Consider the following 14734-nt stretch of genomic DNA (forward strand, 5'->3'; position numbering starts at 1 on the left):
CGCACGCGCCGAGCGGAACGCGCACACCGAGCGGAACGCACGCGCCGAGCGGGCCGCACCCGGGCCGGGCGGGCGGCGCGGCGGGCGGCCTTCCGGGCAAGACTGGGGCCATGGAAAACGGGCCCATGGCACAGCGCATCAGTCTGATCACTCTGGGGGTCACCGACCTCGGCCGCTCCCGCCACTTCTACGAGAGCCTCGGCTGGCGGGGCCAGGAGGTCGAGGAGACCGTCTTCTTCCAGGCCGGCGGTCTGGCCCTGGTGCTGTGGTCGCGGGAGCGGCTCGCGAGCGACACCGGCCGTGCCGACGACGGCCCGGCGGACGGCTTCGGCGGCATCGTCCTCGCGCAGAACGTCCGCTCGGCCGCGGAGGTGGACGAGCTGATCGCGGCGGCCGGGCAGGCCGGCGCCGCGATCACCCGGCCGCCCGCGGCCACCTTCTACGGCGGCTACGCCGGTGTCTTCACCGATCCCGACGGCCACTCCTGGGAGATCGCCCACAACCCCGGCTTCACACTGGCGGAGGACGGCTCCCTCACCCTGCCCGACTTCGGAGCGGTGTGATCGGGGCCGCCGCGTGGCAGCACCGCGGCGGGCCCCCTGCTCAGCGCACCGAGAACCGGGCCACGTAATCGGCGAACGGCTCGATGCCCACCTCGGCCCGCAGTTCGTCCATGCGCTCGGGCTCCTCGCAGGGCCAGGGCACGGGCGCGCCCCGCCTGACCCCGGCGATCTGGGTGCCGTAGACCTGCTTGCGGCCGTCGTTCACCAGCACCCGGTCGCGCAGGAAGGCCAGGTGCCGGGCGCTGGCCGCGCCCTTCGCCACGGCCCGTTCCATCAGGGCGAGCGCCCGGCGCTGGACGTCCAGTTGGCGGTCGGCGTGCTGGGCGATCAGCCAGGCCGCCTCCGCGGCCTCGGCACCGACCAGGTCGGCCGTCGGCCAGCCGTGGACGGCCATGATCTCGGCGAGCCGGTCCCCGTGCCGGGCGGTCAGGCGCCGCCAGGCCAGTTGCTCCGCCGGGTCGTCGCTGTTCGCCCAGGGACCCATGCGGTGGTCCGCCTCCGCCATGCCGGCGAGCTCCACCGCCACATCGGTGACATCGGATTCCGTCATCACATCTCCCCGCGATCCGGTCGACGGGCGACCACGTCCCGGCAGGACGAGCCGGATCCCGCGGGCGGGACCCCGCTCCGCGAGCAGGACCCCGCCACGGGCAGGACCTCACCTGGCGAGCGGGGCCCCGCCCCACGAGCGGGACCTCACAGGAACGAGTTGATCTGCACCGTCTCGTCCCGGCCCGGTCCCACCCCGATCGCGGAGATCCGCGCGCCGGACATCTCCTCAAGCGCCTTGACGTACCCCTGCGCGTTCTTGGGCAGCTCGGCGAAGGAGCGGGCGGAGGTGATGTCCTCCGACCAGCCGGGCAGCGTCTCGTAGACCGGCTTGGCGTGGTGGAAGTCGGTCTGGGAGTACGGCAGCTCGTCGACGCGCTTGCCGTCGATCTCGTAGGCCACGCAGACCGGGATCTCCTCCCAGCCGGTGAGGACGTCGAGCTTGGTGAGGAAGAAGTCGGTGAGACCGTTGATCCGGGTGGCGTAGCGCGCGATCACCGCGTCGAACCAGCCGCAGCGGCGGTCGCGTCCGGTCGTCACACCGCGCTCGCCGCCGATCCGGCGCAGCGCCTCGCCGTCCGCGTCCAGCAGCTCGGTCGGGAACGGCCCGGCGCCGACCCGGGTGGTGTACGCCTTCAGGATGCCGATCACCCGGCTGATCTTCGTGGGGCCGATGCCCGCACCGGTGCAGGCGCCTCCGGCGGTCGGGTTGGAGGAGGTCACGAAGGGGTACGTGCCGTGGTCGATGTCGAGCAGGGTGCCCTGGCCGCCCTCCAGGAGGACGACCTTGTCCTGCGCCAGGGCCTCGTTGAGGACCAGCGCGGTGTCCACCACGTAGGGCCTGAGCTGCTCGGCGTACTCCAGCATCTCCTCCACCACCTGGTGCACGGTGATGGCGCGGCGGTTGTAGAGCTTGGTGAGCACCTGGTTCTTGACGTCGAGGGCCGCCTCGACCTTCTGCGTCAGGATCGACTCGTCGTAGAGGTCCTGGACGCGGATGCCCACCCGGTTGATCTTGTCGGCGTAGGTGGGACCGATGCCGCGGCCGGTGGTGCCGATCTTGCGGCTGCCGAGGAAGCGTTCCGTCACCTTGTCCACGGTGACGTGGTACGGCGTGATGATGTGTGCGTTACCGCTGATCAGCAGCTTGGACGTGTCGACACCACGCTCGTTCAGACCGCTCAGCTCGGAGAGCAGGACCGACGGGTCGACGACGACGCCGTTGCCGATGACCGGGACACAGCCGGGCGTGAGGATTCCGGAAGGGAGCAGGTGCAGCGCGTACTTCTGGTCGCCCACCACCACCGTGTGGCCGGCGTTGTTGCCGCCCTGGTAGCGCACCACGTAGTCGACGGAGCCACCGAGCAGATCGGTGGCCTTTCCCTTGCCTTCGTCACCCCACTGAGCACCGAGCAGCACAAGTGCGGGCACAGGCGTACACCCCTTCCGGGCGGGGCATGTCCAAAGTCTGGGGGTGGGGCGTACGTGTCGCGCACCCCGCCGACCCTCGTCGGCCGCCAAACCATCGGACCGGTGCCCCGGAATAGACGAAGCCCCTGGCGCAATAGCGCAAGGGGCTCTTGCACAAAGATGCTACCCGAGGAAGCGAGGCTGGACAGAGGTGTCGGCTTCCGATCACTTGCTCGTCGTCGTCGACCCGGTTGCCCGGCGCAGTGACGGGGAGTCGGTGCGGATCGCGAAGGACGTGCTCAGCGCGCGTGCGGCCACGAAGGTGTGCCTGCCGGAGAGCCCGGAGGAGTTCGCACGGGCGGTGTCCAGACGGGGCACACGGCGGCTGGTGGTGGTCGGCGACGACCGTGCGCTGCTGCGCGCGGTCACCCTGCTGCACCGCGCCCGCGAGCTGGACTCCTGCGCACTCTCCCTGGTCCCGGTGGGGACGACGGTGTCGCTGGCCCATTCCCTCGGCGTACCCACCGGCGCGGTGGCGGCGGCGCGCGCGGTGCTGGGGGGTGCCGTGCGCCGTCTCGACCTGCTGGTGGACGACGGCGGGGGCGTGGTCCTCGGCGACCTGCGCATACCCTCCCGGGCCGGCCCCCGGCGGCGCTCCACCGGGCCCGCGGTGCCCGGCCCCGGGCGGCCGGCCGCCGCACCGGGCGGGCCCGTGGCCGACGACGCCGCGGCAGGAGGGCCCGCGGGCGGGGCCGCGGGCGGACCGGACGGGCGGCCCGGCGCCGGACCCGCGGCAGGAGGCCTCGGCGCGCTCGACGGCGCAGGCTACGACGCGGCGGGCACCGCCTCGCACGGGCCGGGCGGCAGCGGCTTCGACCCGACCGGGCACGGTGTGCCCGGTGCCGCGGAGGACGGTGTGCCGGGGCACGGCGGATCCGGACCGGGAGTCGGACTGGGCTACGGGCCCGCACCCGCGTACGGATTCGGATACGGAAGGTCCGGTTACGGGAGATCGGCTTACGAGGAGGCGGCGGGCCGGGACGCGGCCGGCTCCGACGGGACCGGTGGCCGAAAGGGCGCGTCCGGTGCTGCCGGTGGTGCCGCGGCGGCCGGACAGGGCGGTGACGTTCCGGGCTGGCTCCGGCACTGCCAGTCACTGGTGCGCACCTTCGCCACCCGCCGCGGGACGGTGGACGTGGCCCAGCCCCAGCGGTCGGCGCGGCGCTGGGGAGGCACCGCGGGAGCGCAGGGGCCGAAGCCCGCACGGCTGCGGGTGGAGGCGGACGGCGTGACCCTCGTCGACCTGGACCAGCCCGTCGACGCGGTCTGCGTCGCTCCGCACGCGGACGGCCTGGCCCGGATCGAGATCCATCCCGCGGTCCCGGGACCCGACACCCTCTGGATGCACGCCCAGGCCCACACGGTCACCATCTCCGGCGCGGACTTCCGCTACCGCGCGGACACCCTGATCGGGGGCCCGGTCCGCACCCGCACGTGGACGGCACGGGAGGGGGCCTGGGGGTTGACGCTGCCGGTGTGAGGGGTGCGGGACCGCGGGACCGCGGCCCTCACTCGCGTCATCCCGCCCCCACCCCCGCCCCCTACCGGACCGGTGGTGGATCACGGCTCGGCCCCGCCGCCCGGGGCGCAGGGGCGGCCTTCGAGAACCGGACGATCCGGTTTTCGGGGCGACGGGGCATCGGCGCGGCGGCAGGGGACCCGGGGCGACGGTGGAGGCGGCGGGGAGCCGGGGTGGTCAGTCCTCTCCGAAGAGCTCCTCGCGGTGCTTGCGCCAGCGGTCCATCACGGCGCCGAACTCGGCCTGGACGAAGGCGAAGAACTCCAGGGTCTCGGCGATCCGCCGCCCTGGCCTGCTGTCCGGGCCCACGGTGGCGATGCCCTCGCGCAGCGTCAGCTCCCAGCGCCTCAGCAGGCCCTCGCGGTTGGTGAGCATCTCGTACCACTGGTCGCGGTGCACGCGGTAGCGCTCCCGCCGGGAGCCGGGCTCACGCTCGCGGGAGACCATGGTGAAGCCGGTGAGGTAGCGGATCGCGCCGGAGACGGCGGCGGGGCTCACCTGGAGCTGTTCACCGAGTTCCGCGGATGTCATGACGCCTTCCTCGGAGGCGAGCAGCGCCGCGAACACCCGGGCCGGCATGCGCGACATCCCGCCGGCGACCAACTGGGACGCGAAGGCCTCCACGAACCGCGACACGGCCTCCGGATCTGCGGGCGGCGGCCCCCCGCCCCCCGCGACCGACGGGGCGCCCCCCGGTCCGGCCCCCGGCGGCCCCGCGGCGCCCGCCCGTTCCGCGTCCGCGGAATCCACGGGATCCGCAGGGCCCGCAGAGCCCGCAGAGCCCGCAGAGCCCGCAGAAACTGCGGAATCCCCAGAAGTCCCGGTCTCCGCACCGGGCACCCGCCCCGCGCCCCCGGCACCACCGCGCCCGGACACACCGCCGGCCGCGGATCCGACCACACCGCCCGCACCGACCACACCGCCCGCAGCGGCCCCGGCGCCCGCGGCCCCCGCAGCGGACCCGGAGATCCCCGCGCCGGTGCGCGTGCCCCCGCAGGCCCCGGAGTCCCCGCAGGCCCCGGAGTCCCCGGAGGCCCCGGCACCGAAGGCCCCGGAGTTCATGGTCCCGGAGTCCCCGGCTCCGGAATCGCCCGCCTGCGGGGCCCAGCTCGTCTCCCTCATCTCTCGATCATCTCCCACTCCCCCACCACACGGCACGGCTCCCACTCCCCCACCACAACGGCATGACTCCCGCTCCCCCTGCCGTGTGGGGCGGCTGAGTTTATACACTTCCTTAACTTCACAAATTTCTGAAGCAAGCGTACGTTCGCCCTCATGACGACGGCAATCACCGCCTCGGGGCTCCACAAGTCCTTCGGGCGGACACATGCGCTGGACGGCCTCGACCTGGAGGTCGAAACCGGCGAGGTGCACGGCTTCCTGGGGCCCAACGGCGCCGGGAAGTCCACCGCCATCAGGGTCCTGCTCGGCCTGCTGCGCGCCGACGCCGGCGCGGCGCAGCTACTCGGCCGGGACCCGTGGCGCGACGCCGTGGAACTGCACCGGCGGGTCGCCTACGTGCCGGGGGACGTGACCCTGTGGCGCAACCTCAGCGGGGGCGAGGTCATCGACCTCTACGGGCGGCTGCGCGGTGGACTCGACACGGCCAGGCGCGCCGCCCTCATCGACCGCTTCGAGCTCGACCCCACCAAGAAGGGCCGCACCTACTCGAAGGGGAACCGCCAGAAGGTCGCCCTCGTCGCCGCCTTCGCCTCCGACGTGGACGTGCTGATCCTCGACGAGCCGACCTCCGGACTCGACCCGCTGATGGAGGAGGCGTTCCAGATCTGCGTGGACGAGGCGCGCGACCGCGGCCGCACCGTGCTGCTCTCCTCGCACCTCCTCAGCGAGGTGGAGACCCTCTGCGACCGGGTGAGCATCATCCGCAAGGGGCGGACGGTGGAGACCGGCTCGCTGGCGGACCTGCGGCACCTGACCAGGACCAGCATCAGCGCGGAGCTCTCGGGCGAGCCGGGCGCGCTGGACCGGCTGCCGGGCGTGCACGACCTCGACGTGCAGGGCAGACGGGTCAGGCTCCAGGTGGACACCGACAAGCTGGACGCGGTGCTGCGCTCGCTGACCGACTCGGGCGTGCGCACCCTCACCTCCACGCCGCCCACCCTGGAGGAGCTGTTCCTGCGGCACTACCAGGGCGACGACGCGGACGCGGAGGCCGCCGGCACCCGGCCCGGCGGCGGACGGGCGGCGGGGGCGATGGCGCGATGACCGCCCTCGCCCTGCCCGGCACCGCCCGCACCGGCGGCTCCCGGCAGCTCGCCGGCACCGGCGCCCTGCTCAGGCTGGCACTGCGCAGGGACCGCGTGATGCTGCCCGCCTGGGTGCTGATCGTCGGCGGCGTCGTCGCCACCGGCTCCGGGGCCCTGAAGACCCTCTACGGCACCGCCGCCGAACGCGCCGAGCTGGCGCGGTCGATGACCGCGAACAGCTCGTTGCGCTCCCTGTACGGGCCGGTGTTCTCGGACTCGGTCGGCGGCCTCGTCGCCTGGCGCTACGGCGTCTTCGGCGCGGCGCTCGCGGGCGTGATGAGCATGCTCGTCGTCATCCGGCACACCAGGGAGGAGGAGGAGACGGGCCGTCAGGAGCTGCTGTCCTCCGCCATGGTGGGCCGCCGCGCGCCGCTGACCGCAGCGCTGCTCGCGGCCCTGGTCGCCAACGTCGCGATGGCGCTCGTCGTCACGGCGGGCCTGGCGGGCGAGGGCGCGGCGGGCGCGCTGGCGTTCGGGCTGTCCATCGGCGCCTGCGGCATGCTCTTCGCGACGACGGCGGCGATCGCCGCACAGCTCACCGAGAGCGCCCGGCTCGCCAGGGGCCTCACGACGGCGGTGGTCGGGCTCGCGTTCGTCCTGCACGCGGCGGGCGACGCGGCCACCGATGACGGCTCCTCGGTACTGACCTGGCTGTCGCCGGTCGGCTGGACGGAGAACGTGCGCGCCTTCGCCTCGACGGGCACCGTCGTCGGCGGGTCCGGCGAACGCTGGTGGGTACTGCTGCTGTTCGTCGCGGCGACGGCCGTCCAGGGCGTGGCCGCCTACACGCTGGCCGGGCGGCGGGACGTGGGGATGAGCTTCCTGCCGACGCGGCCGGGCCCGGCCGCCGGCCGGATGGGCACCGCGGGCGCGCTCGCGGTGCGGCTGCAACGCGGCACCCTGCTCGGCTGGTGCCTCGGCTTCCTGGTCAGCGGCGCCGTGTTCGGCGGGATGACCGAGGGCGCGGCCGACCTGGTCGGCGACAACGAGCAGGCCAGGGAGATCTTCCAGCGGCTGGGCGGCCAGAGCGGTCTGACCCAGGCGTTCCTCGCGGGGATGGTGGGCGTGCTCGGCATGGTCGCCGCCCTGTACGGGGTGGCCTCGGTGCTCCGGCTGAACGGCGAGGAGAGCGCGGGCCGCGCCGAGCCGATCCTGGCGAACGCCGTCGGCCGGGTCCGCTGGGCCGCGGGCCACCTCGTCGTCGCCTACGGCGGTGCGGCGCTGGTGGTGCTGCTCGGCAGCGCGGGCCTCGCCCTCGGCTACGGGCACCGGGCGCCGGAACTCCTCGGTGCCGGCCTGGTCCAGTTGCCGGCGGTGTGGACGCTGACCGGGGTGACGCTGCTGCTGTACGCCGTGGCCCCGAGGGCCGCGACGGCGGGCTGGGCGGTGGCGGGCGTCTGCCTGGCCATCGGCTGGATCGGGCCCGCACTCGACCTGCCCCAGCCGGTCATGGACCTCTCGCCCTTCACCCACCTGCCCAAGCTGCCGGGTCCGCCCGTGCAGTGGTTCCCGGTGGTGCTGCTGACCGTCGTCGCGGCGGCCCTGGCCGCGGCCTCCCTCGCGGCGCTGCGGCGGCGGGACCTGGCCACCTGACGGCGGCGGCGCACGGCGCGGCGGCCCGTCCCCGGGGGAGGGCGGTCCGCCTCAGACCTCCACCAGCAGTTCGCTCAGGCCCCGGATGACGGCACCCGGCTTGCGGACGGGTTCCGCGGCGAGCCGCAGCGACGGGGCCCTGCGCAGCAGCGCGCCGAAGGACGCGGTGAGTTCGATGCGGGCCAGGGGCGCGCCCAGGCAGTAGTGGATGCCCGCACCGAAGCTGATGTGGGGGTTGTCGGTGCGGGCCAGGTCGAGCCGATCGGGCGCGGCGAAGACGGCGGGGTCGCGGTTGGCGGAACCGAACAGGCAGGCGACCTCGCTGCCCCGCGGTATCCGCACGCCCGCCACCTCGATGTCCTCGAGCACCCAGCGCTCGAAGAGCTGGAGCGGGGTGTCGTAGCGCATCAGCTCCTCGACGGCGGTGGGCAGCAGCGACGGGTCGGCGCGCAGCGCGGCCAGTTGGTCGGGGTGCTCGAAGAGGGTCCACCAGCCGCCGGAGGTGGTGTGCACGGTGGCCTCGTGGCCGGCGTTGAGCAGCAGGGCGCAGGTGGAGACCATCTCCTGCTCGGTGAGCCGGTCCTCGTCGTCGTGCGCCGCGATCAGTGCGGAGACCAGGTCGTCGCCGGGCCGGGCGCGGCGCTCGGCGATCAGGGCGGCGAGGTAGGCGGAGAACTCCTCGGCGGCGCGCACCGCGCGGGACGCGGCACCGGCGGTCGGGTTCAGCTCGTACATGCCGACGATCGCGGCCGACCAGGGCCGCAGCAGGGGCCTGTCGCCCTCGGGGACGCCGAGCATCTCGGCGATCACGGCCACCGGCAGCGGCTCAGCGAGCCCCGCGACCAGATCGCCCCCGCCGTCCGCGAGCAGGCCGTCGACCAGTTCCTCGGCCAGGGCCCGCACGTACGGCCGCAGCCGCTCGACGGTCCGCGGGGTGAACGCCTTCGACACCAGCCGCCGGATCCTGGTGTGCGCGGGCGGTTCCAGGTCGAGCAGCCCGGAGTCGTTGAGGGTGTGGAAGGGCTCCTGGTCGGCGGGCGGGGCCGGGCGCCCGAACTCCTCGTGGCTGAAGCGGTGCCGGTAGGAGCGGCCGAGGCGGCGGTCCCGCAGCAGTGCGGAGACGTCCGCGTGGTGCGGGATCAGGTACTGGTCCGACGCCTCGAAGTAGTGCACGCGCCCCGCGGCGCGCAGTTCGGCATAGGCCGGGTAGGGGTCGGCCTGGAACCGGGGTGACCAGGGGTCGAAGGCTGCCATGGTCGGACGGTAGCGAACGGGACGGGGCGGCACGGCGGCGAGGGGCCCGGGCCCGCCCGCCCGGGACGGCCGCGCGCCCCGGGCCCCTCGCGCATCCCGGACGCCGTGCCGCACCGCGGGTGCGGGCGGCGTTCCGGTCCGGGTCCTGGTGCCGGTCCGGGTTCCAGTTACGGTCCGGGCCCCGTCCCGGTTCCGGTTCAGGCCCGAAGGTCCCGGTTCCGGCCCAGGTTCCGGTTCCGGTCCGGGTCCCGGTTCCGGCCCGGGGTCGCGAACGGCGGTAGCGTGCCGGCGCCGCCGGGCGGGGCTCAGGTCTCGTCGGTCAGCTCGCGCAGGCGCCGCTTCAGATAGCGGCGCTCCGCCTCCGTGGCGCCCAGGGAGAGGGCCTCGCGGTAGGCGGCCGCGGCCTCGGTGCCGCGCCCCAGGCGGCGGAGCAGGTCGGCGCGGGTGGCCGGGAGCTGGCGGTAGCCGGTGAGGGCACCCTCCGCGGCCAGGGCGTCGACCAGCACGAGACCGGCCTCGGGGCCCTCCGCCATGGCCACCGCGACCGCGCGGTTCAGCTCCACCACCGGGCTCGGCGCCCGCCTCGCGAGCTCCGCGTAGAGCAGGGCGATCTGCGGCCAGTCGGTGGCCTGCGGCTCGGCCGCGTCGGCGTGGCAGGCGGCGATGGCGGCCTGCACCTGGTAAGGGCCGGGGTACCGGCGGCGCAGGGCCCGGTCGAGCACCCCGAGGCCCTCGTCGATACGGCGCCGGTCCCAGAGGCCGCGGTCCTGCTCCTCCAGCGGCACCAGCGCACCGTCGGAGCCGGTGCGCGCGGCGCGCCGGGCGTCGTGCAGCAGCATCAGCGCGAGCAGGCCCTCCGCCTCCGCGCGCGGCCGGGGCCCGGCGCCCCCGGCATCCTGTGGCAGCAGGTCGACCACCAGCCGGGCCAGCCGGATGGCCTCCTCGGCGGGTTCCCTGCGCACCAGGGCCTCGCCGCGGGTCGCCGCGTACCCCTCGTTGAAGATCAGATAGAGCACCGCGAGCACGCCGGCGGTGCGCTCGGGGAGGCGGTGCGGCGGCGGGACGCGGAACGGGATCGAGGCGTTCCGGATCTTGTTCTTGGCGCGTACCAGACGCTGGGCCATGGTCGCCTCCGGAACCAGGAACGCCCGCGCGATCTCCGCCGTGCTCAGCCCCGCGAGGCTGCGCAGGGTCAGCGCCACCTGGGCCGTCAGGGGCAGGGCGGGGTGGCAGCAGGTGTAGATGAGTTCGAGGCGGTCGTCCAGGAAGGGATCCACCGGGCCCGCCCTGTCCACCGGGCCCGCGGCGCCCGCCCCCCTTCCCGTTCCCCCAGCCCGCGCTCCCGCGGCGCCCGCAGCCGTGGCACCGGACCCAGCGGCACCGGACCCCGGTGCCGCGGCGGGCCCGTCGGCTTCCGCCGCCTGTGCGGCCCCCTCCGCGGCGGCGTCGGCACCCGCCACCTCGGCCGTGCGCAGGTCACCGGCCAGTTCCCGGAGCTTGCGGCTCTCGGTGGCGGCGCGGCGCAGCCGGTCCAGGGCGGTGTTGCGGGCGGTGGTGGTGAGCCAGGCGCCGGGATTGCGCGGCACACCGAGCCGCGGCCAGCGCTCCAGGGCCTTGGCGAAGGACTCCTGCGCACACTCCTCCGCCAGGTCCCAGTCCCCGCAGAAGTGGATGAGCGCCGCCACGAGCCGCCCCCACTCGGCGTCATAGGCCGCGGCCACCGCGTCGGCGACGGCGTGTTCGTCGCCCCCGGCGCCCGGGCCGCGCCCGCCGGCACCGCCGTGCCCGCCGGAGCCCGGCCCGCCGTCCACCACCACCGCCGGTCACTCCGTCCAGAAGGGGCGTACCTCGACCATGCCGAGCCGGGCCATCGGGTGCTTGGCGGCGACCTCAACCGCCTCGTCCAGGTCGGCGCACTCGATCACGTCGAAGCCCGCCATCTGCTCCTTCGTCTCGGCGAAGGGGCCGTCGGTGACGAGGAGCTCGCCGTCCCGAACCCGTACGGTCGTCGCGTTCTCGGCCGGCCGCACGCGGCTGCCGAACTTCCGCACACCGCGTCCCTCCATCTCCGCCACCCAGGGCTCGGGGTCGCACTCCTCGGGAGCCGCCTGGACCGGCTCCGCCTCTTCGCAGATCAGCAGCAGGTACTTCATCGTGGTACGCCTCTCCTCGGCCGCCTGTTGTCGGCCGTCTGTTGTTGGCCGTCTCTTGGCGGCCGTCTCTTGGCGGCCGTCTCTTGGCGGCCGTCTGTTCTCGGCCGTCTGTTCTCGGCCGTCTGTCGTCGGCCGTCTGTCGTCGGCCGTCGTCCTACGGGCGTGTGCCGGCCGTCCCTCGCGAGTGTGCCGACTCCGTGCCGCACGTCAGGCGGCAGCGGCGGCCATCGCCGCCAGTGTGCGCGTCATATGGGCGCGCAACTGCTCCAGGCGCTCCGGGAACGCCTCCGGCTGCCGCCGTGCACCGGTGTCGCCGGGGCCGTGCTCGAAACTGTGCCGCACCAGCGTGCTGCCGGGGGTGGCACCGGGCCGCAGCTCGTAGCTCCACAGCGAACCCGGCGAGGCGGGGTCCTCGCTGCGGTCGAGCACCACCCAGGCGAAGGCGCCCGGCCGCTCGGCCCGGGTCACCACGCAGTGCACCTCGACCACGTGGTCGTCGGCGAAGCGGTTGCGACCGCGGAAGGACGCACCCGCCCGCGGGCCCGGCCGCTGCTCGTCCACCCATGCGCCGCCCACGCACTCGGGGCTGAACTCCCCGATCCGCGTCACGTCCGTGAGCACGTCCCACAGCCGCTCGGGGGACACGCCGAACTCCCCCTCGACGTCGACCCGGGCACCCGTCACACCGTCCCGGGCCACGCCGCTCTGGCCCCCGCCCCGCACGGCGCCCCCGCCGATCACCACACCGTCCTGAACATCCACGGTCCGTCCGCCCTCCGCGTGCCGGGCCGGCCGTTCCGGCCCGTCTGCCCCCACGACGAACGGACCCCCGCGGTATCGACACCCGGGGCGAGGAAAAATTCGGGGCAGCCGGAACCACGGCACCGCACGAGCCGGGCGGTGAGGGGGGAGAGCGCCGCCGCACCCGCGGCGGCGCCCCCGCACACCCGGGCGGGCCCGGCCCCGTTCAGCCGGGTACCACCAGGCGGGCCTCGTAGGCGAAGACGGCGGCCTGGGTGCGGTCCCGCAGGCCCAGCTTGACCAGGATCCGGCTCACATGGGTCTTGATGGTGGACTCAGCGACCACCAGCCGCCCCGCGATCTCACCGTTCGACAGGCCCTGCGCGATCAGCACCAGCACCTCCGTCTCCCGGTCGGTCAGCTCCCCGTACGCCCCCTGCCCCGGCACCGGCAGCCGCGGTGCCTCGGTGAGCCGGGAGAACTCGGTGATCAGCCGGCGCGTCACGGTCGGGGCGAGCAGCGCCTCCCCGGACGCCACCACCCGCACCCCGTCGGCCAGTTGCTGCGCGGAGGCGTCCTTCAGCAGGAACCCGGACGCACCCGCGCGCAGCGCCTGGTACACGTACTCGTCGAGATCGAAGGTGGTCAGCACCAGCACCTTGGCGTCCGCGTCCGCGGCGACGATCTCGCGGGTGGCCTCGATGCCGTTCAGCTCGGGCATCCGGATGTCCATCAGGACCACGTCCGGTGCCAGCGCCCGCACCCGCTCCACGGCCTCCCGGCCGTTCACCGCCTCGCCGACCACCTCGATGCCCGGCATCGCGTTCAGCAGGACCGAGAAGCCCTCGCGGACCATCATCTGGTCGTCGGCGATCAGCACCCGGATCGTCATGCCGGCTCCCCCTCCCCGTTCTCCCCGCCCCCGGCGCGGCCGGCGGCCTCGCGTGCGGGCCCGGCCGCCACCGGCAGGAAGGCCACCACCTCGTACCCGCCGTCGTCCGCCGGTGCCGCGGTCATCTCGCCGCCCAGCATGGCCACCCGCTCCCGCATCCCGGTGACACCGTGCCCGGCGCCCGGCGACGGCCTGGCCGGCTCGGTGGCCGGGCCGTTCACGATCCTGAGGCCGATGCCGCCGAGCACATGGCTGACCTCCACCACCGCACGCGCGCCCGGCGCATGGCGCAGGACGTTGCTCAGCGCCTCCTGCACGATGCGGTACGCCGAGAGCTCCACGCCCTGCGGCAGCTCGCGCACCGCGCCGGTCACCGTCTTCGTCACGTCCAGCCCCGCCTCGCGGACGTTGGCCAGCAGCGCGTCCAGGTCGCCGAGGGTGGGCTGCGGGGCGTCCGGCGCCTGGTAGTCCTCGGCGCGCACCACCCCGAGCAGGCGGCGCAGCTCGGCGAGCGCGGCCACCGCGTTCTCCCGGATGGTCACGAACGCCTGCTCCAGCTCCGGCGGCGGGTCCTGCACCCGGTACGGGGCGGCCTCCGCCTGGATCGCCACCACCGACATGTGGTGGGCCACCACGTCGTGCAGCTCGCGCGCGATGGTGGTGCGCTCCTCCAGCAGGGTGCGGCGGGACCGCTCGGCCGCGCTGACGTGGCGCTCCGCGGTGACCTCCTGCTGGGCGGTGCGGCGGATGTGGCGCACGGCGACGCACAGCAGCAGGACCGCGGACACCACCAGCATGGGCCCCGAGTCCGAGCCCCCGCCCTGGTCGAGCAGGACCGAGCCCACCACGCCGTACACGGCGGTCAGCCCCCACATCCAGGCGGCGGCCCGCGGCCCGGTGCGCAGCGCCACCACCGTCAGCACGGTCAGGTGGCCGAGGAAGGCGCCCGGCAGCCAGGGCACGTCGTCCGGATAGCCCCAGGCGGCGACGGCCGCGCAGCCCAGCAGCGACCCGGCGAGCGAGGCCCAGAAGGCGGCGACCGGGCGTACCAGGGTGAGCAGCACGGCCGCCGCCGGCAGCACCCCGTCAAGCGCGGCCAGCCCGGTGGAGCCGCTGTACGGGTCGGCGCCGCTGTTGTACCCGATCAGCAGCGTGAACAGGGCCAGCACCACCACCACGGCGTGCGGGGCCCACACCATCGGCCGCCGCAGCCGCGACGGCAGGTGCCGGGTCAGGACGCCGTCCGTGCTCCCCGGCGGCAGCGGCCGGTACGCGGCGGCGTCCTCGACGAGGTCCTGGCGCAGACCGCGCAGGGCGTGCACGGCGAACCGGTACTCGGGGGTGCGGGGCAGTTTGGAGGCGGCGGCCGCCTCGGGGAGCGCGCCCGCGGACGGGTAAGGAGCGGTCGGGACGGTGTGCCGGTCTCTGCCCGGGGCGGGGCGCGCGGGGTCTGCCGGGTGCGGCGCGGGGCTGTCGCTCATACCCGGCACGGTAGGCCCCGCGACGGCTCGCGGTCGTCCCCTCCCAGGAGGGTTGCCGGGGGTCCGTCTCAGGTACTACGCGCTCGCGGGAAGCCGTGGGCGGTGCGCGGTGGGCGGTGGGCACGTGGCCGGGACACCGTCAGGACACCGCCCCGGCGGGCGCCGGCCTCCGCCGACGCCCGCGACGGGGCCGGGCGCACGACGCTCGTGACGACGCCGGACGCCGGACACCGGACGCACGTGACAGCGGCG

General features: G+C 74.9%; 12 protein-coding genes and 1 pseudogene. 4 read left to right on the forward strand and 9 right to left on the reverse strand.

The features are described from left to right. The first annotated feature begins 125 nt into the window (after nucleotides 1-125). Nucleotides 126-563, forward strand: a complete 438-nt coding sequence (locus IE313_RS00855; RefSeq protein ID WP_189928899.1) for a VOC family protein — start codon at nucleotides 126-128, stop codon at nucleotides 561-563. 40 nt (nucleotides 564-603) lie between these two features. Here the strand turns inward: IE313_RS00855 and IE313_RS00860 are convergent, their stop codons facing one another. Both IE313_RS00860 and IE313_RS00865 read right to left on the reverse strand, forming a co-directional pair. Next, nucleotides 604-1113, reverse strand: coding sequence for a DUF6624 domain-containing protein (locus IE313_RS00860; RefSeq protein ID WP_189928900.1), 510 nt, complete (start codon nucleotides 1111-1113; stop codon nucleotides 604-606). A 146-nt stretch (nucleotides 1114-1259) separates the two neighbouring features. Next, entirely contained in the window at nucleotides 1260-2543 is a 1284-nt protein-coding gene (locus IE313_RS00865) for an adenylosuccinate synthase (protein WP_189928901.1), read from the reverse strand. A 190-nt stretch (nucleotides 2544-2733) separates the two neighbouring features. On the opposite strand from IE313_RS00865, the pseudogene IE313_RS00870 reads away from it, so the two are divergent. Further along, nucleotides 2734-3156 (forward strand): annotated as a pseudogene (locus IE313_RS00870) (diacylglycerol kinase family protein); the annotation flags it as partial. Between the two features lie 1122 nt (nucleotides 3157-4278). Here the strand turns inward: IE313_RS00870 and IE313_RS00875 are convergent. Further along, nucleotides 4279-4737: a GbsR/MarR family transcriptional regulator gene (locus tag IE313_RS00875; protein ID WP_189928902.1), complete on the reverse strand. Its 459-nt coding sequence runs from the start codon at nucleotides 4735-4737 to the stop codon at nucleotides 4279-4281. 639 nt (nucleotides 4738-5376) lie between these two features. Here IE313_RS00875 and IE313_RS00880 point away from each other — a divergent pair. Together IE313_RS00880 and IE313_RS00885 are read left to right on the forward strand one after the other, a co-directional pair. Continuing rightward, nucleotides 5377-6327, forward strand: coding sequence for an ABC transporter ATP-binding protein (locus IE313_RS00880; protein WP_189928903.1), 951 nt, complete (start codon nucleotides 5377-5379; stop codon nucleotides 6325-6327). Next, a complete protein-coding gene (locus tag IE313_RS00885) occupies nucleotides 6324-7961 on the forward strand; it encodes an ABC transporter permease (protein ID WP_189928904.1) in 1638 nt (545 codons plus the stop codon). Before IE313_RS00880 ends, IE313_RS00885 begins: the two co-directional genes overlap by 4 nt. 51 nt (nucleotides 7962-8012) lie before the next feature. Here the strand turns inward: IE313_RS00885 and IE313_RS00890 are convergent, their stop codons facing one another. The 6 genes from IE313_RS00890 to IE313_RS00915 form a co-directional block, all read right to left on the reverse strand. Next, the gene (locus tag IE313_RS00890) at nucleotides 8013-9215 is read right to left on the reverse strand and encodes a cytochrome P450 (RefSeq protein WP_189928905.1); all 1203 of its coding nucleotides are present in this window, start codon (nucleotides 9213-9215) and stop codon (nucleotides 8013-8015) included. Between the two features lie 305 nt (nucleotides 9216-9520). Continuing rightward, entirely contained in the window at nucleotides 9521-10936 is a 1416-nt protein-coding gene (locus IE313_RS00895) for an RNA polymerase sigma factor (RefSeq protein ID WP_189929263.1), read from the reverse strand. 102 nt (nucleotides 10937-11038) lie between these two features. After that, nucleotides 11039-11368 (reverse strand): YciI family protein, encoded by a 330-nt coding sequence (locus tag IE313_RS00900; RefSeq protein WP_189928906.1) that lies wholly within the window; start codon nucleotides 11366-11368, stop codon nucleotides 11039-11041. A gap of 207 nt (nucleotides 11369-11575) precedes the next feature. Beyond that, nucleotides 11576-12130 carry an SRPBCC family protein gene (locus IE313_RS00905; protein ID WP_189928907.1) on the reverse strand — a complete coding sequence of 185 codons (555 nt, stop codon included), beginning with the start codon at nucleotides 12128-12130 and terminating at the stop codon, nucleotides 11576-11578. Nucleotides 12131-12335: 205 nt separating this feature from the next. Further along, nucleotides 12336-13001, reverse strand: coding sequence for a response regulator (locus IE313_RS00910; protein ID WP_189928908.1), 666 nt, complete (start codon nucleotides 12999-13001; stop codon nucleotides 12336-12338). Beyond that, nucleotides 12998-14482 (reverse strand): histidine kinase, encoded by a 1485-nt coding sequence (locus IE313_RS00915; protein WP_189928909.1) that lies wholly within the window; start codon nucleotides 14480-14482, stop codon nucleotides 12998-13000. The genes IE313_RS00910 and IE313_RS00915 overlap by 4 nt, the downstream gene beginning before the upstream one ends. Nucleotides 14483-14734: the final 252 nt, after the last annotated feature.

The organism is Streptomyces sulfonofaciens, assembly GCF_014656295.1.
Taxonomy (GTDB): Bacteria; Actinomycetota; Actinomycetes; order Streptomycetales; family Streptomycetaceae; genus Streptomyces; species Streptomyces sulfonofaciens.